The following is a 23,694-nucleotide window of genomic DNA, read 5'->3' on the forward strand; positions in this document are numbered from 1 at the left end:
GCCGGTGAGCTTCCCGGGGTGGACGGCGGGCGGGGCCCACCCGCACAAAGGGTATCTTTCGGAACGATCTTCTGATATCTATGTAGGTCTATGCAGGCCGGTTTCCCCGACCGGGAAGGAGTGCCATGCGTACGGGTGTCTGGCTGGTGGGGGCGCGCGGCTCGGTCGCGACCACCAGCATCGTCGGGGCGCTCGCCCTGCGGGCCGGCCTGACCGGGCCGATCGGGTGCGTCACCGAGCTTCCCGAGGTGCGCGGTCCCGCCCTGCCGTCCTTCACCGACCTGGTCCTCGGCGGGCACGACGTCGTCACCACCCCGCTCGCGAAGCGCGCCGAGGCCCTCGCCGCCGCCGGCGTGCTGCCGGGCCGCCTGGTCGCCGCGCTGACCGACGAACTGGCCGCGGTCGAGCCGGAGCTGCGCCTCGCACCCACCGGCGGGACGCAGGCCGAGCGCGCCGCCGCGATCGTCCGCGACCTCACCGACTTCCGGCAGCGGCACCGGCTGGCCCGGGTGGTGGTGGTCAACGTCTCGGCCACCGAACCGGCACCCCGCCCGCACCCGGCGCACGCCGACCCGGCCGCCCTGCGGGCCGCCCTCACCGGCCCCGACGAGGTGCTGCCCCCCAGCTCGCTGTACGCGTACGCGGCCGTGACGGCGGGCTGCCCGTACGTCGACTTCACCCCGTCCACCGGCCTGCGGCTGCCGGCCCTGACGGCGCTGGCCGACGAGCACCGCGTGCCGTACGCGGGCCACGACGGCAAGACCGGGGAGACGCTGCTGAAGTCGGTGCTCGCCCCGATGTTCGCCATGCGGCACCTCGAGGTCCGATCCTGGTCCGGGATCAACCTCCTCGGCGGCGGCGACGGCGCCACCCTCGCCGACCCGGACGCCAACGCCGCGAAGGTGCGCAGCAAGCAGCGGCTCCTCGGCGAGACGCTCGGTTACCTGCCGCAGGGCGGCACCCGGATCGAGTACGTCGAGGAACTGGGCGACTTCAAGACCGCCTGGGACCTGGTCACCTTCGCCGGCTTCCTCGGCACCGGCGGGCGGCTGCAGTTCACCTGGCACGGCTGTGACTCGGCGCTCGCCGCGCCCCTGGTGCTCGACCTGGCCCGGCTCACCGCCGCCGCGCACGCCGCCGGGCACACCGGCCCCCTGACCGACCTCGCCTTCTTCTTCAAGGACCCGCTCGGCACCACCACGCACGCCCTGGCCGACCAGTGGACCCGGCTGTGCGACCTCGCCCGCCGGCTGCACGAGGGGGGCACCGATGCCCCGCGTCGCTGACCTCGCCGAGCTGGTCCGCGCCCCGGCCGCGCTCTCGGTGCCCGGGGACGTCGTCGCCGGGGCCGCCGCGGCCCGCGCGCTCGGTCCGCGTACGCCGGCCCTCGCCGCCGCGTCGGTGCTGCTGTACTGGGCCGGCATGGCCGCCAACGACTGGGCCGACCGGCGGCTGGACGCCGTCGAGCGCCCCGAGCGGCCGATCCCCAGCGGCCGGGTCGACCCCGGTCTCGCGCTCGGGATCGCCACCGGCCTCACCGCCGCCGGGGTCGGGCTCGCCGTCGCCGCCGGGGGCCGGCGCGCCGCCGCCGTCGCGGTGCCGCTCGCCGCCACCGTCTGGGCGTACGACCTCGCGGCCAAGAACACCGCCGCCGGGCCGGCCGCGATGGCGGCGTGCCGGGGGCTGGACGTCCTGCTCGGCGCGACCGGCGGCCGGATGCGCACCGCCCTGCCCGCGGCGGTCACCGTCGCCGCCCACACCTGGACCGTCACCGCGCTCTCCCGCCGCGAGGTCAGTGGTGCCGACACCACGCTCCCACTGGGCACCCTCGCCGGCACCGCCCTGGTCGCCGCGAGCGCCGCGTACCGCCCCGCCGGCGGCCGGAGCCGCGTGGCCGCCGTGGCGGCGGCCCTGCCGGTCCTGCTCGCCGGCTGGTACGCCGCCCGCTACGGCACCGCCCAGGCCCGGGTGGTGGCCGAGCCGACCGCCGGCCGGGTCCGCGCGGCGGTCGGCGCCGGCATCACCGGCCTGCCCGCGTTGCAGGGCGCGTTGACCGCCCGCGCCGGTGCCGGCCTGCTGGGACTGGCGGTGGCGGCGGCCGCGCCGCTGGGCCGGCGCCTGGCCCGGAAGGTCTCCCCGACATGACCGCCGCCCGGCCGCCGGCTCCCGGTCATCCCACGGCGTCCGTGCCGGCGGGCGGCGGGCTGCGGCTCGGGTACGGCACCAACGGCTTCGCCAACCACCGCCTCGACGACGCGCTCGCGGTCATCGCGGACCTCGGGTACACCGGGGTGGCGCTGACGCTGGACCACGACCACCTGGACCCGTTCGCGCCCGCGCTGGCCCGGCGGGTCGAGGCGGTCGGCCGTCGCCTGGCGGCGCTCGGCCTCGCCGTGGTGGTCGAGACCGGTGCCCGGTACCTGCTCGACCCCTGGCACAAGCACGCCCCGACGCTGCAGCACGACGATCCGGCCCGCCGGATCGAGTTCCTGCGCCGGGCGGTGGCGGTCGGCGCGGACCTCGGCGCCGAGGCGGTCTCCTTCTGGGCCGGTGTCCGGCCGGCGGCCGTGCCGCCCGCCGTGGCCTGGGACCGCCTGCTGGGCGGGTGTGCCACGGTGGTCGAGGCGGCCGACGCGGCCGGCGTGACGCTGGGCTTCGAACCCGAGCCGGGGATGCTGGTCGAGGACATCGCGGGCTGGCGCCGGCTGCACGCGGCCCTGGGGGCGCCCGACCGGCTGGGCCTCACCCTCGACATCGGACACTGCCGCTGCCTGGAGCCGCTGCCGGTGCCCGACTGCGTCCGCGATGTCGCCGCCCACCTGGTCAACGTCCAGATCGACGACATGCGGCGGGGCGTGCACGAGCACCTGGAGTTCGGCACGGGCGAGATCGACTTCCCGCCGGTGCTGGCCGCGCTGCGCGAGGTCGGCTACCGGGGGCTGGTCGCGGTCGAGCTGCCCCGCCACTCGCACGCCGCGCCGACCGTCGCCGCCCGCTCGCTGGAGTTTCTGCGCGCGGCGGCCGGGCCGAACGGCGGGACGGCCGATCGCGCGGGAGGCGCCGCGCCCGCCGGTGCCCCGGCGACGGGACAGGACCACACCGGCGCCCTTTGCTCTGCTTCAACGGACGCACTGCCCGGCGTCCGCTATCCGGATACCGGCCGTTGCGTGGGGTGAAGCAGAGCAAAGGGGGCTCGCGGTGACCCTGGCGGCAGCAGAGGGAGGAGACGGCGATGACACCGGATCGACTGCGGGACGCGCTGCGGGGCGTACCCGATCCCGACTGGCTGGCGGCAGCGCTGCGCCGCGTCGCGGCCGAACCGGCCGCGATCGCGCGGCTCTTCCCGGCCGCCGGCCGGCGCTGCGGCCGGGCCGAGCTGCCCGACCTGCCCGGCTGGACCGCCGACGAGGCGGCCCGCGCACTGCTGCTGGCCGCCCTGCCCGCCGACCACGCGGCGCACGCCGAGGCGCTCTACCGGACCGGGGACGCCGCCGAGAAACGCGCCGTGCTCAAGGCGCTGCCGCTGCTGCCGGTCGGCGGGGCCGGGGTGCCGCTGCTGCACGACGCGATCCGCACCAACGACACCCGGCTGGTCGCGGCGGCCCTCGGCCGGTACGCCCGGCACCTCGACCCGGCGGCCTGGCGGCAGGCGGTGCTCAAGTGCGTGTTCACCGGCGTGCCGCTGGCCGTCGTGGCCGACCTCGACGCCCGCGCCGACGGTGAGCTGGCGGCGATGCTCGCCGCGCTCGCCGCCGAGCGGGCCGCAGCCGGCCGCACCATGCCCGCCGACGCCACCGACCTGCTCGACCGGCTCCGCGCCGGTGCCGACCCAGGCCCCCACACCGGCCCCAAGGAGGCGTGATGCGCATCTTCGACCCGCACATCCACATGACGTCCCGCACCACCGACGACTACGAGCGGATGGCCGCCGCCGGCGTCCGCGCGGTGGTGGAGCCGGCGTTCTGGCTGGGCCAGCCGCGCACCGGTGTCGGCTCGTTCACCGACTACTTCGACTCGCTCATCGGGTGGGAGCCGTTCCGGGCCGGGCAGTTCGGGATCCGCCACCACGCCACGGTGGCGCTCAACCCCAAGGAGGCCAACGACCCGCGCTGCCGGCCGGTGCTCGACGTGCTGCCGCGCTACCTGGAGAAGGACGGCGTGGTGGCGGTCGGCGAGATCGGGTACGACTCGATGACGCCCGAGGAGGACGACGTCTTCGCCGCCCAGCTCGCCCTGGCCGTCGCGCACGACCTGCCGGCGCTGGTGCACACCCCGCACCGGGACAAGGCGCGCGGCGTGGAACGCAGCCTCGCCGTGGTCGCCGAGTCGGGCGTCGAACCGGGCCGGGTCGTGCTCGACCACCTCAACGAGGTGACCGTCGAGCTGGTCCGGGACACCGGCTGCTGGCTCGGCTTCTCCATCTACCCGGACACGAAGATGTCACCGCCGCGCATGGTGGAGCTGCTCAAGGCGTACGGGACCGAGCGGGTGCTGGTCAACTCGGCCGCCGACTGGGGGCGCTCCGACCCGCTGCTCACCCGGGCCACCGGGGAGGCGATGCTGCTGGCCGGGTTCACCGACGACGACGTGGACCGGGTGCTCTGGCGCAACCCGATCGAATTCTACGGACAGTCCGGACGGCTCGACCTGGGCGACGGGGACGTGCCGGACGCCACCTTCGCCGGCAACTCGATCCTGCGCGGCGGCAGCTGATGCGGCTGCGGCACGCCGGCGGGACCACCGTCCACCTCGGGTACTGCACGAACGTGCACCCCGCCGAGGACCTCGCCGGCATCCTCGCCCAACTCGACACGTACGCCGTGCCGGTCCGCGAGACGCTCGGCGCCGACCTGCTCGGGCTGGGACTGTGGCTCGCCGCCCCGGTCGCCGCCGAGCTGGCCGCCGACCCCGGCGCCCGCCGCCGGTTGGGCACCGGGCTGGCCGCGCGGGGCCTGGAGGTGGTCACCCTCAACGGCTTTCCGTACGCGGCGTTCCAGGCGCCCGTCGTCAAGGGCGCGGTGTACCACCCGGACTGGACCACGGCCGGGCGGCTCGCGTACACCCTGAACCTGGCCCGGGTGCTCGCGGACCTGCTGCCGGACGACGCCGCCCGCGGCTCGGTGTCGACGTTGCCGCTCGCCTGGCGGGAACCGTGGGACGCGGCCCGCGCCGACGCCGCCCGCCGCCGGCTCGACGAGCTGGCGGCGGGACTCGCGGCCGTCGAGCGGGACACCGGCCGGCCGGTGCGGGTCGGCTTCGAACCGGAACCCGGCTGTCTGGTGGAGTCGACCGGGCAGGCCACGGCGATACTGTCCGGTATGGACACCGGGCGGCTGGGGATCTGCCTCGACCTCGCCCACCTCGCCTGCGCCTGGGAGGATCCCGCCGCCGCCCTCGGCCGGCTGCGCGCGGCCGGCCTGCCGGTCGTCAAGGTGCAGGTCTCCGCCGCGCTGGAGGCCACCCACCCGGTCGCCGACGCGGACGCCCTGCGCCGCTGGGTGGAGCCGCGATTCCTGCACCAGACCCGTGCGGCCGGCTGCGCCGCCGCGACCGGTCCGCCCCGGTCCGCCCCCGGTGCGGACGGCGTCCCGGCCGGCGTCGACGGGACGGCCGATCCGGCGGACCCCGCCTGGGCGGCCGACGACCTGGACGCGGCCCTCGACGCGGCGCTACCCGGCCCGTGGCGGGTGCACTACCACGTGCCGCTGCACGCCCCGCCCGAGCCGCCGCTGGCCTCGACACTGCCGGTGCTGCGCGCCGCACTGGCCGCGCTCTTCGCCGGCCCGGACGCCGGCTGCGACCACCTCGACGTCGAGACGTACACCTGGGGGGTGCTGCCGGCGGCGCGGCGACCGCGCACCGACGCGGAGCTGGCCGCCGGGATCGCCGCCGAGCTGGCCTTCGCCCGCGACGAACTGGTCGCGCTCGGCCTGACCGTCTCCGGCGCGGAGCGGAGCGAGGTGGCGGCATGAGCAGGCGGCTGGTCGTGCTGGACGTGGTGGGGCTGACCCCGCGGCTGCTGGCGCACATGCCCCGGCTGCGGGCGGTGGCGGACGAGGGCTTCCAGGCCGAGCTGGGGACGGTGCTGCCGGCGGTGACCTGCTCGGTGCAGTCGACCTTCCTCACCGGGGTACCGCCGGCCGGGCACGGGATCGTCGGCAACGGGTGGTACTTCCGGGACCTCGGCGAGGTGCTGCTGTGGCGCCAGCACAACGCGCTGGTCGGCGGGGAGAAGCTGTGGCAGGCCGCCCGGCGGGTCGAGCCCGGGTGGACGGTGGCGAACGTGTGCTGGTGGTACGCGATGGGCGCGGACGTCGACTGGACGGTCACGCCCCGGCCCGTGTACCACGCCGACGGGCGCAAGGACCCGGACTGCTACACCGACCCGCCGGAGCTGCACGACGCGCTCACCGGCGCGCTCGGCACCTTCCCGCTGTTCACGTACTGGGGGCCGGGTGCCGGGCTGCCGTCGTCGCGGTGGATCTGCCGGGCCGCCGAGCGGATCCTCGCCGACCAGTCCCCGGACCTGACCCTGGTCTACGTCCCGCACCTGGACTACGACCTGCAACGCTTCGGGCCGTCCTCGCCGCGGGCTGCCGCGGCGGCGGCCGAGCTGGACGGCGTGCTCGCGCCGCTGCTGGACGCCGCCCGCTCCCGGGACGCCACCGTGGTGGTCCTCTCCGAGTACGGCATCACCGACGTGTCCCGGCCGGTCGACGTGAACCGGCTGCTGCGCCGCGAGGGGCTGCTGCGGGTGTACACGCAGGCGGGGATGGAGTACCTCGACCCGTGGACCTCGCGGGCCTTCGCGGTCGCCGACCACCAGGTCGCCCACGTGTACGTGCGCGACCCCGCCGACGTGCCGGCGGTGGCGAAGCTGTGCGCGGGGCTGACCGGGGTGGCCGAGGTGCTGGACGCCGACGGCAAGGCGGCGTCCGGGCTGGACCACCCACGCTCCGGTGAGCTCGTCCTGGTCGCCGAGCCGGACGCCTGGTTCACGTACTACTACTGGCTGGACGACGCCCGCGCGCCGGACTTCGCCCGGCTGGTCGAGATCCACCGCAAGCCCGGGTACGACCCGGCGGAGCTGTTCTTCGACCCGGCGGCCCCGGGCGCGGCGAAGCGGCGGGCGGCGGTCGCGCTGGCCCGCAAGACGCTGGGGATGCGGTACCTGATGAGCGTGGTCGGGCTGGACGCGGGCGCGCGGGCGGTCCGGGGCTCGCACGGGCGGCTGCCCGCCGACCCCGCCGACGGGCCTCTGCTGCTCTGCTCCGACCCGTCGGCGGCGCGGGAGCGGCTGGCCGCGACCGAGGTGAAGGCGCTGCTGCTGGAGCTGGCCGGGCTGGCCCCGGCCGGCCCGTCGGTCGCCGCGTCCCCGCCGGGTGACGCGTCCCCGCCGGGTGACGACGGGCGATCGGGGGAGGCGTCGTGACCGTCACCGTCGCGCCCACCGACGCGAGCGGGCTGCGGGCCCGGTTCGACGCCGAGCTGGCCGCGTTCCTCGACCGGCAGGGGCCCGACTGGCCGGACGGCGCTCCGCGCGGGGTGTTCACGGCGCTGCACCGGTTCGTGCTGGCCGGCGGCAAGCGGCTGCGCCCGCTCTTCTGCTACTGGGGCTGGCGGAGCGCGGGCGGGCCGGACGGTACGCCGATCGTGGTCGCCGCCGCCGCGCTGGAGCTGTTCCACGCGTTCGCGCTGATCCACGACGACATCCTCGACGGCAGCGACCGCCGCCGGGGCGAGCCGTCGGTGCACCGGATCTTCGCCGACCTGCACGCCCGCTCGTCCTGGCGGGGCGACCCCGAGGCGTACGGGCGCAACACCGCCCTGCTCTGCGGTGACCTCTGCGCCGCGTGGTCGGACCAGATGTTCCACGAGTGCGGGCTGAGCACCGACGCGGTGCACCGGGGGTACGCGGTCTTCGCGCTGATGCGTACCGAGGTGATCGCGGGGGAGTACCTGGACCTGGTGTCCGGGGTGGGTGACGGCTCGGTCGCCAGCGCGCTGACGGTGATCCGGATGAAGGCGGCCCGCTACACGGTCACCCGGCCGTTGCAGATCGGCGCGACGCTGGCCGGCGCGGGGCCCGAGGTGGTGGCCGCGCTGGCCGACTTCGGTGACCCGCTCGGTGACGCGTTCCAGCTCCGCGACGACGTGCTCGGCGTCTTCGGCGACCCGGCGGTCACCGGCAAGTCGGTTCTGGACGACCTGCGCGAGGGCAAGCCGACGGTGATGATGGCGCTGGTCCGGGACGCCGCCGATCGGGCGCAGACGGCGCGGCTGCGGGAGCTGTTCGGCAACCCGGAGCTGGACGCGGACGGCGCCGCCGAGCTGCGGAAGATCATCGAGAGCACCGGCGCCCGCGAGAAGATCGAGCAGATGATCCGGGTCCGCGCCGACGCCGCCCTGGCCGCGCTGGAACGGGCCCCGGTGACCCCGCAGAGCCGGGCGGCACTCGCCGCCCTGGCCGGCCAGGCGATCGACCGCCACCGCTGACCCGCTCCGCCCGCCGCCGACCCGGGCAACTTTCGACAGATCCAGCGAAAGTCCATGCTGGATCGTCAGAAGGTATGGACACATCGACCTATGCCATTTAGGGTCGTCGCCAACACCGGATTGTTTCGTCGAGGTGAACCGGCGGCGCGGGAACCCATCGACTGAACCGACGGCATCCCGCTACGGCATCCGGCGCGACGGCGCGCGCCCCGCCCTGGCAGTCACTCGTCAGGAAGGGACAGCACAGCGATGTCCACGAGGCACACTCCCCACCACCGTCCCTGGTTCGCCGGTGGCGCGGCCCTGCTCCTGGTCGCCGCCGCCGGTACCGTCGCCCTCGGCGCCGGCCCGGCCGCCCTGGGCGGCCCCACCCCGGCCCAGGCCCACCCCATCGTCGCCACCGACTTCCAGCAGGTCACCCTCGCCAAGGGCGTCGCCGAGGTCGGCGAGCCGATGACCATCGCGGTGCTGCCGGACCGCTCGGTCCTGCACACCGCCCGCAACGGCACCGTCCGCCGCACCGACGCGGCCGGCACCACGTCGGTGATCGGCACCGTCGCCGTCTACACCCACGACGAGGAGGGGTTGCAGGGGGTCGGGGTCGACCCGAACTTCGCCAGCAACCGGCACATCTACCTGTACTACGCGCCCCCGCTGTCCACCCCGACCGGGGACGCCCCCGCGACCGGCAGCGACTTCTCCGCCTGGCAGGGCGTCAACCGGCTCTCCCGGTTCACCCTCAACGCCGACTTCACCATCAACACCGGCAGCAAGGTCGACGTCCTCGACGTCCCCGCCGACCGGGGCATCTGCTGCCACGTCGGCGGTGACATCGACTTCGACGCGGCCGGCAACCTCTACCTGTCCACCGGCGACGACACGAACCCGTTCGACTCCTCCGGGTACGCCCCGATCGACGAGCGCACCAACCGCAACCCCGCGTACGACGCGCAGCGCACCTCGGCCAACACCAACGACCTGCGCGGCAAGATCCTGCGGATCAAGGTGAACGCGAACGGGACGTACTCCATCCCGGCCGGCAACATGTTCGTCGACTCGGATCCGAAGACCCGCCCCGAGATCTACGCGATGGGCTTCCGCAACCCGTTCCGGATGAGCGTCGACAAGGCCACCGGCATCGTCTACGTCGGTGACTACGGGCCGGACGCCGGCACCACCACCACCCGCGGCCCGAGCGGTCAGGTCGAGTTCAACCGGGTCACCGGCCCGGGTTTCTACGGCTGGCCGTACTGCACCGGCACCAACACCGCCAACGAGACGTACGCCGAATGGAACTTCGCCACCGGCACCGCCGGCGCGAAGTACAACTGCACCGGCGGGGCGACCAACAACTCGTTCCGCAACACCGGCCTGACCACCCTGCCCGGCGCCAAGGCGTCGTGGATCCGGTACGCGGGCGACGCCGGCAGCCCGCCGGAGTTCGGCGGCGGCTCGGAGTCGCCGATGGGCGGCCCGGTCTACCGCTACAACGCCTCGTCGACCTCCACCACCAAGTGGCCGCAGAGCTTCGACGGGCAGTTCTTCGCCGGCGAGTTCGGCCGGGGCTGGGTGAAGCCGATCCACGTGAACGCCGACGGCTCGGTCGGCACCATCGACACGTTCCCGTGGAACGGCAAACAGGTCATGGACATGGCGTTCGGCCCCGACGGCGCCCTCTACGTCCTGGACTACGGCACCGGCTACTTCAACGGCGACGCCAACTCGGCCCTCTACCGGTACGACTACATCGGCGGCGGCAACCGCGCCCCGACGGCGGTGGCGTCGGCGGACAAGACGTCCGGGGCGGCCCCGTTGACCGTGAGCTTCTCCTCGGCCGGGTCGTCGGACCCGGAGGGCGGGGCGCTGACCTACTCGTGGGCCTTCGGCGACGGCACCACCTCCACGGCTGCCAACCCGACGAAGACGTACACCGCGAACGGCTCCTACACGGCCACGCTGACCGTCCGCGATCCGCAGGGCGCCACCGGCACCGCGAGCGTGCAGATCGGCGTCGGCAACACCGCGCCGACAGTGGTCATCAACGCCCCGGCCAACGGATCGCTCTTCTCCTTCGGTGACACCGTGCCGTTCAGCATCACCGTCACCGATCCCGAGGACGGGACGATCGACTGCACCAAGGTCAAGATGACCTACGTGCTGGGCCACGACCAGCACGGCCACCAGATCACCTCCAAGACCGGCTGCACCGGCTCGATCGCCATCCCGGTCGACGGTGAACACGACGACGCGGCGAACATCTTCGCGATCTTCGACGCCGAGTACACCGACGCGGGCGGCCTCACCACCCACACCCAGCACACCCTCCAGCCGCGCAAGCGGCAGGCGGAGCACTTCAAGACCTCGTCCGGCATCGCGACCTTCGACAAGGCCACCGCCGAGGGCGGCAAGACCGTCGGCAACATCAACAACGGCGACTGGATCGCGTTCGAGCCGTACCGGATCAACAACGTGACGTCGTTCAGCGCCCGTGTCTCCTCGGCCGGCGCCGGCGGCACCCTCCAGGTCCGCGCCGGCTCGGCCACCGGCACCGTGCTCGGCTCGGCCACCGTCCCGGTCACCGGCGCCTGGGACACGTTCACCACGGTCAACGGGACGATCAGCAACCCGCCGGCCGGTACCACCACCCTCTACCTGACCTTCGCCGGCTCCGGCACGGGCGCGCTCTACGACGTCGACTCGTTCACCTTCACCACCGGTGGCGGTAGCGGGGTCGGCCCGATCGTCGGCCTGGCCGGCAAGTGCCTGGACGTCCGGAACGCGGCCACCGCCGACGGTACGCAGATCCAGATCTACACCTGCAACGGCACGGCGGCGCAGACGTGGACGGTGTCGCCGAACTCGACGGTCAAGGCGTTGGGCAAGTGCCTGGACGTCTCCGGTGGCGGGTCGGCGGACGGCACCAAGATCCAGCTGTGGACGTGCAACGGCACCGGCGCGCAGAACTGGTCGGCTCAGTCCAACGGCACCCTGCGCAACCCGCAGTCCGGCAAGTGCCTGGACGTCTCCGGCAACAACTCGGCCGACGGCACGGCGGTGCACCTGTGGACCTGCCACACCGGCGCCAACCAGAAGTGGACCCTGCCCTGAGTTGAAAGGAAGGGCCCCTTGTTAACGCCTAGTGTTGTACAAGGGGCCCCTCCTAACACCCGTTGGGAGAGCGACATGCGCAGACTCCTCCGACCCGTCCTCGGCGTGGCCACCGCCGTCCTCGCCGTCCTCGCCTGCACCTCCCAGGCCGGCCCGGTCAGCGCCGCCGACGCCGCGTACGACGTGCTGGTCTTCTCCAAGACGGCCGGCTTCCGGCACGACTCCATCGCCGTCGGCACCCAGGCCATCCGCGACCTGGGGGCGGCGAACAACTTCACCGTCACCGCCACCGAGGACGCCGCCGCCTTCACCACCGGCAACCTCGCCCAGTACGAGGCGGTGGTCTTCCTCAACACCACCGGTGACGTGCTCAACGCCAGCCAGCAGAGCGCCTTCGAGGCGTACATCGGCGCCGGCGGCGGGTACGTCGGCGTCCACGCCGCCGCCGACACCGAGTACGGCTGGTCCTTCTACGGCAACCTCGTCGGGGCGTACTTCGCGTCGCACCCGGCCATCCAGCAGGCCAACGTCAAGGCCGAGAACCGTGCCCACGCGGCCACGGCCCACCTGCCGCAGACCTGGACGCGCACCGACGAGTGGTACAACTACCAGACCAACGCCCGCTCCACGGCCCGCGTCCTGGCCACGCTCGACGAGTCGTCGTACTCGGGCGGCTCGATGGGCGCCGACCACCCGCACTCGTGGTGCAAGACCTACAGCGGCGGCCGGGCCTTCTACACCGGCGGCGGGCACACGCAGGCCTCGTACGCCGAGCCCGCCTTCCGCGCCCACCTGCTCGGCGGCATCCGGTACGCGGCCGGCCGCACCAAGGCCGACTGCCGTCCGGAGACCGGCTACACCACCCTCTACAACGGTTCGACCACCGGTTGGTCGCAGGCCGGGCCGGGCAGCTTCAGCAACGCCGACGCCACGCTCACCTCGGTGGGCGGCATGGGTCTCTACTGGTACAGCGCGAAGCAGTTCACCAACTACTCGCTGAAGCTCGACTGGCGGCTCGCCGGTGACGACAACTCCGGCGTCTTCATCGGCTTCCCGCCGTCGAGCGATCCGTGGTCGGCGGTGAACAACGGCTACGAGGTCCAGATCGACGCCACCGACGCGGCGGACCGCACCACGGGTGCCGTCTACACCTTCAAGTCCGCCGACATCGCCGCCCGGGACGCCGCACTGAACCCGCCGGGGGAGTGGAACACCTACGAACTGCTGGTGGAGGGCGAGCGCCTCCAGGTCTTCCTGAACGGCGTGAAGATCAACGACTTCACCAACACCGACCCGGCCCGGTCGCTCGCCGGCCACATCGGGCTGCAGAACCACGGGACGGGCGACGACGCCTCGTTCCGCAACATCCGGATCAAGGAGTTGGGCTCCACCCCGCCGGGCGGGAACACCACGATCCAGGCGGAGGCGTACAGCTCGGCCAGCGGGGTCACCCCGTTCACCAAGGCCGGCGCCAACGGTGGCCAGACCCTCGGCTACATCGACCCGGGCGACTGGGCCGCGTACAACGGGGTGGACCTGACCGGCGTCACGTCGTTCCGGGCCCGGGTGGTCTCCGGCGGACCGGGCGGCACGCTCCAGGTGCGCACCGGTTCGACCACCGGCACCGTGCTCGGTTCGGTCGCGGTGCCGAACACCGGCAGTTGGACCACCTTCGCCGACGTCACGACCACCCTGTCCGGCGTACCGTCCGGAACGCGGAACCTCTACCTGACCTTCACCGGGTCGGGCACGGGGCTCTACGACGTGGACGACTTCACCCTGGTGAAGGGGGGTGGCGGCACCCCCGGCACCGGCCCGATCAAGGGGCTGGCCGGCAAGTGCCTGGACGTGCGCAACAGCGCCACCGCCGACGGTACGCAGATCCAGATCTGGACCTGCAACGGCAGCGCCGCCCAGACCTGGACGGTGTCGCCGAACTCGACGGTCAAGGCGTTGGGCAAGTGCCTGGACGTCTCCGGTGGCGGGTCGGCGGACGGCACCAAGATCCAGCTCTGGACGTGCAACGGCACCGGCGCGCAGAACTGGTCGGCTCAGTCCAACGGCACCCTGCGCAACCCGCAGTCCGGCAAGTGCCTGGACGTCTCCGGCAACAACTCGGCCGACGGCACGGCGGTGCACCTGTGGACCTGCCACACCGGCGCCAACCAGAAGTGGACCCTGCCCTGAGTTGAAAGGAAGGGCCCCTTGTTAACGCCTGGTGTTGTACAAGGGGCCCCTCCCAACACCCGCGTCGACGCACGGGCCCGCTGCTCCGGCAGGGGGCCCGTGGCGTGTCCTGCGTCACCCATCGAACGCGCCCGATAACCCTGCGCCACATCGGTGCATGGACATGCCCCGTCGGCTCTGGTCGGCCGGGGCGGCGGCTATCGATCCGCCTCCATTACTTGCCTGCCGCGACAACGGCGGACCCGGTGACGTCCCGTCACCGGCGTCGTCACTCCACTGTCGACCGTCCTTGAGGGGCGCCACTGTCCGTTGATAGCTTCCTCTCACTCCGCAGTCGCCGAAGGATCTTCGGCACTTCTCGAAGGAAAGCTTGCTTTCTTCGAGTGTTCATCATCTGCTGGCATTGAGAGGAATGGTGAGGATGACCCAGGTCAACCGGCGCGACGTGCTACGCGTCGCCGCCGCGGCGGCGGTCTCCGCGGGATCCATCGTGGGCGTCACCCGGGTCGCCGACGCGACCGAACGACCGGCGCCGGCGCGTCCCACGCCGGACGGCACGGGTGCGGTCACCGAGACCTACCGGGGGCGGCGCATCAGCATCGGTGCGCCCGCTCACGGCGGGCACCGGCACCGCACCGCACACGGCCTGCCCGCGCCCGCCGTCCGGATCGACGACGTGGACCTGCACGTGATGGCGAACGCCGACGGCAGCTACGTCAGCGCGGTCCACCACTACCGGTCGTTCGAGGACCTGCGAAGCCTGGCCCGCGCCGCGGTCGACGACCTCGACGGCGCCCGGCTGATCCCGCTGCACGGCTGACCGACCCCGAGAGGCATCCGCATGGGCATCCGCAAGAACCAGCGTGACCTGACCCCGACCGAACGGCGCGCGTTCGTCGACGCTGTGCTCGCACTCAAGCGCAGCGGCGTCTACGACCAGTTCGTCCGTACCCACAACGACTTCATCCTCGGCGACACGGACACCGGCAACCGGGTCGGCCACCGCTCGCCGTCGTTCCTGCCCTGGCACCGGCAGTTCCTGCTGGAGTTCGAGCGTGCCCTGCAGGCGGTCGATCCGAGCGTGGACCTGCCGTACTGGGACTGGACCACCGACCGGTCCACCACCGCGTCGCTCTGGTCGCCGGACTTCCTCGGCGGCAACGGGCGCAGCGGCGACGGCCAGGTCACCACCGGGCCGTTCGCGTACGGCGCCGGCAACTGGACGCTGACCGTGCGGGTGGACAGCCGCAGCTACCTGCGCCGGCAGTTCGGCGCCGGCGGGCAGAGCCTGCCCACCGCCAGCCAGGTCGCCACCGTCCTCGCCCAGACCGGGTACGACGTCGCGCCCTGGAACAGCACGTCCGCGTCCGGCTTCCGCAACTTTGTGGAGGGCTGGCGCGGTCCCAACCTGCACAACCGGGTCCACGTGTGGGTCGGCGGCACCATGGCGACCGGCGTCTCCCCGAACGATCCGGTCTTCTGGCTGCACCACTGCCACGTCGACAAGCTCTGGTCGGACTGGCAGCGGGCCCGCCCCTCCGCCGCCTACCTGCCCACCGGTGGCACGCCGAACGTGGTGGACCTGCGTGACGTGATGACGCCCTGGAACACGGTGAGCCCGGCCGACCTGCTGTCGCACGACGCCTGGTACACGTACGCCTGAGGGCCCTTTTGCGCCGCGCCCATCGCGCCTAGAGTGAGGGCGGCGACCGCGAGGTGGCCGGTGAGCCGACGGGAGGCGCAACCCGTCGGCCCCAGGCGCGACCGCGCCCACCGGTGCACCGTCGGGGCCGCCCGCACCCGGCACTCCCTCGCCCCGGTCACGCAGGAACGGAATCCCCATCACGACAGGGGAAACAGGACCATGGCGCGACCCATCACGCTCTTCACCGGCCAGTGGGCCGATCTGCCGTTCGACGAGGTCTGCCGGCTCGCCTCCGAGTGGGGCTACGACGGCCTGGAGATCGCCTGCTGGGGCGACCACTTCGAGGTCGACAAGGCGCTCGCCGACGAGTCGTACGTCGACCGGAAGAAGGAGACCCTCGCCAAGCACAACCTCCAGGTCTTCGCGATCTCCAACCACCTCGTCGGCCAGGCGGTGTGCGACCACCCGATCGACGAGCGGCACCAGGGGATCCTGCCGGCGCGGATCTGGGGCGACGGTGAACCCGAGGGCGTACGCCAGCGGGCCGCACAGGAGATCAAGGACACCGCGCGCGCGGCGGCGAAGCTCGGCGTGAAGACCGTCGTCGGTTTCACCGGCTCGTCGATCTGGCACACCCTCGCCATGTTCCCGCCGGTGCCGCCGGCGATGCTGGAGCGCGGCTACCAGGACTTCGCCGACCGGTGGAACCCCATCCTCGACGTCTTCGACGAGGTCGGCGTGCGCTTCGCCCACGAGGTGCACCCGAGCGAGATCGCGTACGACTACTGGACGACGAAGCGGACCCTCGAAGCGATCGGGCACCGGCCCGCGTTCGGGCTCAACTGGGACCCGTCGCACTTCGTCTGGCAGGAACTCGATCCGGTGAACTTCATCTTCGACTTCGCCGACCGGATCTACCACGTCGACTGCAAGGACGCGAAGGTGCGTACCGGCGACGGCCGGCGCGGTCGCCTCGCCTCCCACCTGCCCTGGGCGGACATGCGCCGCGGTTGGGACTTCGTCTCCACCGGGCACGGCGACGTGCCGTGGGAGGACTGCTTCCGCGCGTTGAACGCGATCGGGTACGACGGTCCGATCTCGATCGAGTGGGAGGACGCCGGCATGGACCGCCTGGTCGGCGCCCCCGAGGCGTTGCAGTTCGTCCGCCGGCTCGCCTTCGACGCCCCGGCGGCTGCCTTCGACGCCGCCTTCACCAGCAAGGACTGACGCCGACCCGACCCGGCCGGCCTTGTCCCACCCTCCGGCCGGGTCCCCCGCTTGTGTTGATCATGAAGTTGGCGGGTCCCGTGTCGGCGTGTCACCCCGCTAACTTCATGATCGACTAAGCGCGGGCGGGTGGGTGGGTCAGGTGGGGGTCAGGGTCTGGTCGCTGATCAGGCGGGCGGCGCCGATCACGGCCGCCCGGTCGCCGAGGTCCGACAGGACGATGGGCATCGTGCCGGTGGCCAGGGGCGCCGACCGGCGGTAGACGAGTGCCCGGATCTCGGCCAGGAGCGTGTGTCCCAGGCCGGCGGGAGCGCCGCCGATGATGACGATGGCCGGGTTGACGAAGCTGATCAGCCCGACCAGCACCTGACCCAGCCGGCGCCCCGCCTCACGTACCACCGCGTTCGCGGCCGGGTCGCCGTCGCCGGCGGCGGCCGTCAGGTCGGCCACGGTGAGGTCACCGGTCTCGGCGAGCCGGGCGGCCAGGGCGGGTGAGCGGCCACCGCGCGCCGCCGCCAGCGCCGCCCCGACCAGCCCGCTGTCGCCGCAGTACGCCTCGAGGCAGCCCACCTCGCCGCACACGCAGGTCGGGCCGTACTCGGTGACCGTCAGATGGGCGATGTCCCCGGCGCTGCCGGTGGCTCCCCGGTGCAGGTGACCGCCGAGGACGAGACCGCAGCCGACGCCGGAGCCCAGGGTGACCCGGAGAAAGTCGTCGAAGGCGCGTCCCACGCCGGCGTGCCGCTCGCCGAGAGCGCCGACGCTGGCGTCGGTGTCGACCGCCGTGGGGCAGCCCAGCTCGGCGGCGATCGTGTCGCGGACCGGGAAGCGGTGCCAGCCGGGCAGCAGCGGTGGCGAGACCGGCACGCCCTCCCGTAGGTCGACCGGCCCGGGTAGGGCCACGCCGGCCCCGGTGAGCCGGCCCAGGCCGAGCTCCGCCCGGAGCTTGCCGATCAGCTCGACAGCACGGCGGACCACGGGTTCCGGCCCCTGCCGCACGTCGACCGGCTCGGTGAGGTCGGCGAGCGGGGTCAACTCACCGTCGGTGACGGTGACGGTCAGCTCCCGCGTACCGACGACGATGGCGGCGAAGCGTACCCCGCGCCCGAGGCGCAGCAACGACGAGCGCCGGCCGCCGCGGGAGGCGGCGGGCCCGGCGCTCTCCACCAGCCCGACCTCGGTCAACCGCTCGATCCCGGCGACCAGCCGCGCACGGGCCAGGCCCAGCGCGTCACCCAGCTCCACCCGGGACCGGGGGCCCTGGTCGCGCAGCAGCGTGACCAGGCGCGCCTGGTCCGCATTCTCCGGCCGGACGGAGACCATCTCCACCACCTCCCCGGCGGGAGTCTGCCACGGTGTTGTTACCACCCCGTAGCGCGCCGGGGCCGCGGGCGGTTCGCCTCCGGGTCACAAGCCGGCGGGCCGACCGTCCGAAGACGACCGGCCCGCTGAGGCGTACGCGTTACAGGGTGCTGCCGCTGCTGCCCGAGCCGGACGGCTTGCGGGACGTGCTGCTGGCAGTCGTCGACCCGGGCGTCGAGCCGCCGCCGGACGAGCCGGACTTGGCGCCGACGGTGGCCGGGGTGCCGGCGAACGCGTCGTCGGCGGCGGTCAGCTCCTGCCGGTGGCCGTTGCCGCTCAGCTTCTCGCCCAGCTTCGACTGGCCGAGCTTGTCCTTGCCCTCGCTGTAGAGTCGCGTCGCCTGGGCCTGGGCGACGCCGGCCGCCTCCTGGACGGTCGGGTGGTCGAGCACCTTGCGGCCCCGGATCACCAACTCTTCGTACTTCTCCCGGCCGGCACGGGCGCCCAGGACGAATCCCGCAGCCAGCCCGCCAAGAAACATGATCTTTCCGCGCATGGCGGCTCCTTCCGTACCTGACGCGCCGTCGTCCCGCCACATACCCCGTCGGGACAGACCGATGCGCCTGCGTCCTGTCGTCGGCAGCTAACTACCCATCCTGCTCTCCGCTCATACCTCCTTGTGCCGCGATGACGATTTGTCCCGTTATATCCCTGGGTCAGCGTGCGGGTGGGCGCGGGGTAACCCCCTGGACCAAGACCCCGGGGAGTCCTGTACTCTTGTCCCGTCGCACGGAGCCGGAGAGATCCGAAAGCCGCGTGACCGCACGGTCCCCCGTAGCTCAATTGGCAGAGCAGCCGGCTGTTAACCGGCAGGTTTTTGGTTCGAGTCCAAACGGGGGAGCTTCTCTCCACCCAACGCCCGCCGACCGACCGGCGGGCGTTTCGTCGTTCCGGCCCCCCGGGCGCTCTCGCTGATCTTGCAGTCCGGCCGACGAACGGCGCAACCCGGTGCACCGGAAGTGCGAGATCGACGCAGCGGGCGTGGGCGGTTTCGGCTACCCACGACCGGTTCGGCGGGCAGGATGGGTAGGGTCGGCTTAGACTTCCGCTTGCGTCGATCAGTGCGTCGAAATCACGGGTGGTGCGGATGTCCGGACGAGGCGGGCGGGTCACGCTGATCGCACTGCTGGTCGTCCTCGCCTGGCTGGTGGTCGGGGGTGTGGCCGGGCCGTACTCCGGGCGGCTCGGTGAGGTCGCCACCAACGACAACGCGTCCTTCCTCCCCGCCGACGCCGAGGCGACCCGCGCCCAGCAACTGTCCGAGCGGTTCGTCGACGAGCCCACACTGCCCGCGCTCGTCGTCTACGAGCGCACCACCGGCATCACCGACGCGGACCGGCAGCGGATCGCCGCCGACGCCGCCCGATTCGCCGAGGTCCCCGGCGTGGTCGGCCCGCTGCCGCCCCCGATCCCCAGCGAGGACGGGCAGGCGGTGCAGGTGGTCGTCCCGATCGACGACGACCGGGGCGAGGAGATCGGGACGGTCGTCGAGGACCTGCGCGCCGTCGCCGGCGCCGACCGGGACGGGCTCACCGTCGACGTGGCCGGGCCCGCCGGCCTGCTCGCCGACCTGATCGAGGTGTTCTCCGCGATCGACGGGACGCTGTTGCTGGTCACCCTCTGCGTGGTGCTGGTCATCCTGCTGGTGGTCTACCGCAGCCCGGTGCTGTGGATCTTCCCGCTGCTCGCCGCCGGCATGTCCTTCGCGCTGGCCTCGGTCTTCGTCTACCTGCTCGCCGACGCCGGCGCGATCACCCTCAACGGGCAGGCCCAGGGCATCCTCACCGTGCTCGTCTTCGGCGCCGGCACCGACTACGCGCTGCTGCTGGTCGCCCGCTACCGGGAGGAGTTGCACCGGCACGAGCGCCCCTGGCACGCGATGACGGCGGCCTGGCGGGGCGCGGCCCCCGCCATCGTGGCCTCCGCCGGCACCGTCATCGTCAGCCTGCTCTGCCTGCTGCTGTCCAGTTTGAACTCCAACCGCGCACTCGGGCCGGTCTCGGCCATCGGCATCGCCGCCACGCTGCTGGTGATGCTCACCTTCCTGCCGGCACTGCTGCTGCTCGGCGGGCGGTGGGCGTTCTGGCCGCGCCGGCCCCTCGTCGACCGCGCCGACTCCCGCGCCGAGCACGGCATCTGGAGCCGCGTCGCCCGGTTCGTCGCGCGGCGGGCCCGCGTGGTCTGGCTCCTCACGAGCGTCGTGCTGGCCGCGTCGGCGGTGGGCCTCACGCAGCTCGGCGTGACCACCCTCGGCCAGAGCGACCTCTTCACCGAGCGGACCGAATCGGTCGCCGGGCAGGAGGCGATCGCCCGGCACTACCCGGCCGGCACCGGCAGCCCCGCCACCGTCTTCACGACGCAGGAGACCGCGCGGCAGGTCGCCGAGGTGGCGCGGGGCGTGCCCGGCGTCGCGGCGGTACGCCCGGTGACCGACAACCCGACCGGGCCGCCGGCCCCGAACGCGCCGCCGAAGGTCGTCGACGGCATCGTCCAGTTGGAGGCGACGCTCGCCGACCCGCCGGACTCCGACGGCGCCGAGCGGACCATCCGGGACCTGCGCGTCGCCGTGCACGCCGTACCGGACTCCGACTCCGTGGTCGGCGGCTTCACCGCGATCAACGTGGACACCGCCGACGCCTCACGGCGTGACCAGAACGTCATCATCCCGGTCGTCCTGCTCGTCATCGCGATCATCCTGGCGCTGCTGCTGCGGGCGATCCTCGCCCCCGTCCTGCTGATCGCGACGGTGCTGCTCAGCTTCGCGGCCACCCTCGGGCTCTGCGCGCTGATCTTCACGTACGTCCTGGACTTTCCCGGCGTGGACGCCTCGTTCCCGCTCTTCGCCTTCGTCTTCCTGGTGGCCCTCGGGATCGACTACAACATCTTCCTGATGAGCCGGGTCCGGGAGGAGTCCGTCCGGCGTGGCACCCGCGCCGGCGTGCTCGCCGGCCTCGCCGTCACCGGCGGTGTCATCACGTCCGCCGGCATCGTGCTCGCCGCCACGTTCAGCGCGCTCGCCGTACTCCCGCTGGTCGTGCTCGTCGAGCTGGGCGTGGCGGTCGCCGTCGGAGTGCTGATCGACACCATCGTGGTGCGCTCCCTGCTGGTGCCCGCCCTGTCGTACGACATCGGTCCGACGATCTGGTGGCCGGGCCGGTTGTCGCGGTCCAACGGTGAGCGGGAGGTGCAGCGTGCTGGCTGAGACCGACGTGGTGATCGTCGGCGGCGGCCTGGCCGGCCTGGCGGCGGCCCGGCGGCTGCACCGGGCCGGCGTGCCCTGGCGCCTGCTGGAGGCGAGCGGCCGCCTCGGCGGGCGCGTCGCCACCGACGCGGTCGACGGCTTCCTGCTCGACCGCGGCTTCCAGGTGCTCAACACCGCCTACCCCCGGCTCGGCACGCTGCTGGACGTCGACCGGCTCCACCTCGGGTACTTCACCTCCGGCGTTCTGGTCCGCCGGGGCGGCACCCTGACGCGGCTGGTCAACCCGCTGCGGAAGCCGGCCGGCGCGCCCGGCACCGCCCTGGCCGGCGTCGGCTCGCTGCCGGACCGGTTGCGGTTCGCCGCGCTCGCCGCCGGCTGCGCCACCCTGCCCGCCCGGCGGCTGCTGGAGGCACCGGAGACCACCACCGAGGTGGCGCTGCGCCGCGCCGGCCTCTCCGACGCGATCGTCGAGGAGCTGCTGCGGCCGTTCCTGTCCGGCGTGTTCATCGACCGCCAGCTGGAGACGTCCAGCCACGTGTTCGCGATGGTGCTGCGCTCCTTCGCCCGTGGCCGCATCGGCCTGCCGGCCGAGGGGATGGCGGCGTTGCCCCGGGCCGTCGCCGCGCCGCTGCCCACCGACCTGATCGACCTGGACACCCCGGTCGCCGAGGTGGCGCCCGGCCGGGTCCGCACCCAGGCCGGCGACGTCGCGGCCCGCGTCGTCGTGGTCGCGGTCGACCCGCCGGCGGCGGCGACGCTGCTGCCGATGCTTGCCCGGGTACGCATGCACAGCTACACGACCTACTACCACGCGACCGACACGCCGCCCCTGGACGAGCCGATTCTGCTCGTCGACGGCGACCGGCGGGAACTGGTCGCCAACACGGTCGTCGTCAGCAAGGCCGTGCCGACGTACGCCCCGAAGGGGCGGCACCTGGTCGCCACCTCGGTGGTCGGGCCGTCCGCCCCACCCGAACCGGTGATCCGGGAGGAGCTGACCCGCCTCTACGGGCACTCCACGGCGGACTGGACCCACCTCACCACCGTGTCGGTCCCCGACGCGCTGCCCGCCGCGCCGCCGCCCCAGGGCCGCCTGCGCAAGCCGGTGGCCCTGGGAGAGGGGCTGTTCGTCGCGGGCGACCATCGGGACAGCCCGTCCATCCAGGGGGCGCTCGCCAGCGGCTGGCGAACGGCCGGCGCGGTCCTGGCGTACCTGCGCCCACCGGCCTGACACCTCCTCGCGCGGTGGCCTGACTGCACGCTGTTATCCTCGCGTTGCCCATCGTGCTGCTGCGCCAGGCGCCGTGAGCGAGGGGAGCCGGTTCGTGCTGGCCGCTGATCAACCGGGCGGGTTACGATCCGGCGCGGTGCCGGGGCGGTAGCTCAGCCGGTTAGAGCAGGGGACTCATAATCCCTCGGTCGCGGGTTCGAGTCCCGCCCGCCCCACCGAAACGGACACCCAAACGGAGGGGTCCAAGAGCCGCGAAACCGCAGGCTACTGCCGGTATTCTGGCCGCGATGCCTGGCCGGGACCTGACTCTGCGTGCGGGGCAGTTCGGCGGGGATCTCCGCAGTGCCGTCATACGAATACGGCTCCACCACATTCATCTGGACAGCCGGCGGAGACGCGGCCGGTGGGGGGTCCGGGCGGGTTGACGGGGCATGCCGGGAAGTGGCAGCGGTCAAGCGTCGTAGACGTGGTGCGCTTGGTGACGGAGATGTTCGAGGGCTTCGGCGAGGCGGATTTCGATCTCTTCCGGCGGGGACCCGACACGCTGGGCAATTTCGTGGATGTCAGCCTCGTGCAGGTATCGGAGCTCGATCAACCGACGCTGCTCGGGACGAAGCGGGCCGAGCAGTTCGCGGACGAGGTTGGCGGTTTCGAGTTCGGACGATTCGCTCTGCGATCGCGTAGGCAGGATTGCTGTCATCGGCTGGGCGTCTCGTTGGTGCGGGATGTCGATCGAGACAGGCGTGGATGCCCGCCAGGTCTGGACGCTCGTCGTCACGGTGCCTGCCGGTACGGCGAGGCGCGCGGCCAGTTCCGCGTGGGATCGCGGATCAGTTCCTGGGTCAACGCGTCACGTGCGGTGGCGACCGCTGTTCGGCCGAGAGATGTGTGGACTGTTCCGGAGAGGGACAAGGAACGGGCGTATGCGCGGATCGATCCGGCAACCCATTTGCAGAGGTACGGGATGAAGTCGCCGTATCTGGGGTCGCAGTGGTCAACGGCGCGGATGAGCGCCTCGCACGCGACCTGCGCGGCGTCATCACTGGGTACCCGGTGGTGCCGGTGCCGGCGGGCCAAGGCGCGGGCGAGGTCGAGATGCTCCACGATGAGCCGGTCGCGGAGGGCATCGTGCTCGGCCAGACCAGGTTCGGTGTTGCGGAGGATCGCGAACATGTCCCGAAGCTGGCGGTCCTGGAATGTCGGCCGCAGCGTGCGGAACGACGCCGGACAGCCATG

Annotated in this window: 19 protein-coding genes and 2 tRNA genes; 17 read left to right on the forward strand and 4 right to left on the reverse strand. The window is 73.0% G+C overall.

Going from position 1 to position 23,694, the window contains the following annotated elements; genetic code table 11:
* Positions 1-125: 125 nt before the first annotated feature.
* The 13 genes from AB0873_RS13080 to AB0873_RS13140 all read left to right on the forward strand — a co-directional run bounded on the left by AB0873_RS13080 (position 126) and on the right by AB0873_RS13140 (position 16,663).
* On the forward strand, positions 126-1,286 hold the full coding sequence (locus AB0873_RS13080) for an inositol-3-phosphate synthase (protein WP_366599873.1): 1,161 nt from the start codon (positions 126-128) through the stop codon (positions 1,284-1,286).
* Complete coding sequence (locus AB0873_RS13085) at positions 1,270-2,145, forward strand: SCO3242 family prenyltransferase (protein WP_366599874.1); 876 nt, start codon at positions 1,270-1,272, stop codon at positions 2,143-2,145. The genes AB0873_RS13080 and AB0873_RS13085 overlap by 17 nt, the downstream gene beginning before the upstream one ends.
* Complete coding sequence (locus AB0873_RS13090; RefSeq protein WP_366599875.1) at positions 2,142-3,176, forward strand: sugar phosphate isomerase/epimerase family protein; 1,035 nt, start codon at positions 2,142-2,144, stop codon at positions 3,174-3,176. The genes AB0873_RS13085 and AB0873_RS13090 overlap by 4 nt, the downstream gene beginning before the upstream one ends.
* Positions 3,177-3,232: 56 nt before the next feature.
* A complete protein-coding gene (locus AB0873_RS13095; protein WP_366599876.1) occupies positions 3,233-3,862 on the forward strand; it encodes an EboA domain-containing protein in 630 nt (209 codons plus the stop codon).
* Positions 3,862-4,713 carry a TatD family hydrolase gene (locus AB0873_RS13100; RefSeq protein WP_366599877.1) on the forward strand — a complete coding sequence of 284 codons (852 nt, stop codon included), beginning with the start codon at positions 3,862-3,864 and terminating at the stop codon, positions 4,711-4,713. The genes AB0873_RS13095 and AB0873_RS13100 overlap by 1 nt, the downstream gene beginning before the upstream one ends.
* A complete protein-coding gene (eboE, locus tag AB0873_RS13105; protein ID WP_366599878.1) occupies positions 4,713-5,972 on the forward strand; it encodes a metabolite traffic protein EboE in 1,260 nt (419 codons plus the stop codon). The genes AB0873_RS13100 and eboE overlap by 1 nt, the downstream gene beginning before the upstream one ends.
* On the forward strand, positions 5,969-7,432 hold the full coding sequence (locus tag AB0873_RS13110) for a nucleotide pyrophosphatase/phosphodiesterase family protein (protein WP_366599880.1): 1,464 nt from the start codon (positions 5,969-5,971) through the stop codon (positions 7,430-7,432). Before eboE ends, AB0873_RS13110 begins: the two co-directional genes overlap by 4 nt.
* Positions 7,429-8,496, forward strand: a complete 1,068-nt coding sequence (locus tag AB0873_RS13115) for a polyprenyl synthetase family protein (RefSeq protein WP_366599881.1) — start codon at positions 7,429-7,431, stop codon at positions 8,494-8,496. Before AB0873_RS13110 ends, AB0873_RS13115 begins: the two co-directional genes overlap by 4 nt.
* Positions 8,497-8,745: 249 nt before the next feature.
* A complete protein-coding gene (locus tag AB0873_RS13120; RefSeq protein ID WP_366599883.1) occupies positions 8,746-11,604 on the forward strand; it encodes an RICIN domain-containing protein in 2,859 nt (952 codons plus the stop codon).
* A gap of 75 nt (positions 11,605-11,679) precedes the next feature.
* Positions 11,680-13,791, forward strand: a complete 2,112-nt coding sequence (locus AB0873_RS13125) for a ThuA domain-containing protein (protein WP_366599884.1) — start codon at positions 11,680-11,682, stop codon at positions 13,789-13,791.
* A 421-nt stretch (positions 13,792-14,212) separates the two neighbouring features.
* A complete protein-coding gene (locus AB0873_RS13130; protein ID WP_366599885.1) occupies positions 14,213-14,611 on the forward strand; it encodes a tyrosinase family oxidase copper chaperone in 399 nt (132 codons plus the stop codon).
* A gap of 21 nt (positions 14,612-14,632) precedes the next feature.
* Positions 14,633-15,454: a tyrosinase family protein gene (locus tag AB0873_RS13135; RefSeq protein WP_366599886.1), complete on the forward strand. Its 822-nt coding sequence runs from the start codon at positions 14,633-14,635 to the stop codon at positions 15,452-15,454.
* A gap of 201 nt (positions 15,455-15,655) precedes the next feature.
* Positions 15,656-16,663, forward strand: a complete 1,008-nt coding sequence (locus tag AB0873_RS13140; RefSeq protein ID WP_366599888.1) for a sugar phosphate isomerase/epimerase family protein — start codon at positions 15,656-15,658, stop codon at positions 16,661-16,663.
* A gap of 138 nt (positions 16,664-16,801) precedes the next feature.
* Here the strand turns inward: AB0873_RS13140 and AB0873_RS13145 are convergent, their stop codons facing one another.
* Both AB0873_RS13145 and AB0873_RS13150 read right to left on the reverse strand, forming a co-directional pair.
* Positions 16,802-17,986, reverse strand: coding sequence for an ROK family protein (locus tag AB0873_RS13145; RefSeq protein ID WP_366599890.1), 1,185 nt, complete (start codon positions 17,984-17,986; stop codon positions 16,802-16,804).
* A gap of 139 nt (positions 17,987-18,125) precedes the next feature.
* Entirely contained in the window at positions 18,126-18,521 is a 396-nt protein-coding gene (locus AB0873_RS13150; protein WP_366599891.1) for a hypothetical protein, read from the reverse strand.
* Positions 18,522-18,793: 272 nt separating this feature from the next.
* Here AB0873_RS13150 and AB0873_RS13155 point away from each other — a divergent pair.
* From AB0873_RS13155 to AB0873_RS13170, 4 genes are all read left to right on the forward strand, one after another.
* Positions 18,794-18,866 (forward strand) — tRNA-Asn (locus AB0873_RS13155).
* Positions 18,867-19,112: 246 nt separating this feature from the next.
* Positions 19,113-21,227, forward strand: coding sequence for an MMPL family transporter (locus tag AB0873_RS13160; protein ID WP_366599893.1), 2,115 nt, complete (start codon positions 19,113-19,115; stop codon positions 21,225-21,227).
* Positions 21,217-22,458 (forward strand): FAD-dependent oxidoreductase, encoded by a 1,242-nt coding sequence (locus AB0873_RS13165; protein WP_366599895.1) that lies wholly within the window; start codon positions 21,217-21,219, stop codon positions 22,456-22,458. The genes AB0873_RS13160 and AB0873_RS13165 overlap by 11 nt, the downstream gene beginning before the upstream one ends.
* 141 nt (positions 22,459-22,599) lie before the next feature.
* Positions 22,600-22,673, forward strand: a tRNA-Ile gene (locus AB0873_RS13170).
* A 236-nt stretch (positions 22,674-22,909) separates the two neighbouring features.
* On the opposite strand, the gene AB0873_RS13175 is transcribed toward AB0873_RS13170, so the two are convergent.
* Both AB0873_RS13175 and AB0873_RS13180 read right to left on the reverse strand, forming a co-directional pair.
* Positions 22,910-23,236 (reverse strand): sigma factor-like helix-turn-helix DNA-binding protein, encoded by a 327-nt coding sequence (locus AB0873_RS13175; protein WP_366599897.1) that lies wholly within the window; start codon positions 23,234-23,236, stop codon positions 22,910-22,912.
* The gene (locus tag AB0873_RS13180; protein ID WP_366599898.1) at positions 23,233-23,631 is read right to left on the reverse strand and encodes a sigma factor; all 399 of its coding nucleotides are present in this window, start codon (positions 23,629-23,631) and stop codon (positions 23,233-23,235) included. Before AB0873_RS13180 ends, AB0873_RS13175 begins: the two co-directional genes overlap by 4 nt.
* Positions 23,632-23,694 lie beyond the last annotated feature (63 nt).

The sequence above is a fragment of the Micromonospora sp. NPDC047707 genome (assembly GCF_040704235.1).
GTDB lineage: Bacteria > Actinomycetota > Actinomycetes > Mycobacteriales > Micromonosporaceae > Micromonospora.

Bases quoted from the DNA above. Each gene is read 5' to 3' on its own strand.
- AB0873_RS13080 (WP_366599873.1), top strand. From the start codon at position 126: ATGCGTACGGGTGTCTGGCTGGTGGGGGCGCGCGGCTCGGTCGCGACC.
- AB0873_RS13085 (WP_366599874.1), top strand. From the start codon at position 1,270: ATGCCCCGCGTCGCTGACCTCGCCGAGCTGGTCCGCGCCCCGGCCGCG.
- AB0873_RS13090 (WP_366599875.1), top strand. From the start codon at position 2,142: ATGACCGCCGCCCGGCCGCCGGCTCCCGGTCATCCCACGGCGTCCGTG.
- AB0873_RS13095 (WP_366599876.1), top strand. From the start codon at position 3,233: ATGACACCGGATCGACTGCGGGACGCGCTGCGGGGCGTACCCGATCCC.
- AB0873_RS13100 (WP_366599877.1), top strand. From the start codon at position 3,862: ATGCGCATCTTCGACCCGCACATCCACATGACGTCCCGCACCACCGAC.
- eboE (WP_366599878.1), top strand. From the start codon at position 4,713: ATGCGGCTGCGGCACGCCGGCGGGACCACCGTCCACCTCGGGTACTGC.
- AB0873_RS13110 (WP_366599880.1), top strand. From the start codon at position 5,969: ATGAGCAGGCGGCTGGTCGTGCTGGACGTGGTGGGGCTGACCCCGCGG.
- AB0873_RS13120 (WP_366599883.1), top strand. From the start codon at position 8,746: ATGTCCACGAGGCACACTCCCCACCACCGTCCCTGGTTCGCCGGTGGC.
- AB0873_RS13125 (WP_366599884.1), top strand. From the start codon at position 11,680: ATGCGCAGACTCCTCCGACCCGTCCTCGGCGTGGCCACCGCCGTCCTC.
- AB0873_RS13130 (WP_366599885.1), top strand. From the start codon at position 14,213: ATGACCCAGGTCAACCGGCGCGACGTGCTACGCGTCGCCGCCGCGGCG.
- AB0873_RS13135 (WP_366599886.1), top strand. From the start codon at position 14,633: ATGGGCATCCGCAAGAACCAGCGTGACCTGACCCCGACCGAACGGCGC.
- AB0873_RS13140 (WP_366599888.1), top strand. From the start codon at position 15,656: ATGGCGCGACCCATCACGCTCTTCACCGGCCAGTGGGCCGATCTGCCG.
- AB0873_RS13145 (WP_366599890.1), bottom strand. From the start codon at position 17,986: ATGGTCTCCGTCCGGCCGGAGAATGCGGACCAGGCGCGCCTGGTCACG.
- AB0873_RS13150 (WP_366599891.1), bottom strand. From the start codon at position 18,521: ATGCGCGGAAAGATCATGTTTCTTGGCGGGCTGGCTGCGGGATTCGTC.
- AB0873_RS13160 (WP_366599893.1), top strand. From the start codon at position 19,113: ATGTCCGGACGAGGCGGGCGGGTCACGCTGATCGCACTGCTGGTCGTC.
- AB0873_RS13180 (WP_366599898.1), bottom strand. From the start codon at position 23,631: ATGTTCGCGATCCTCCGCAACACCGAACCTGGTCTGGCCGAGCACGAT.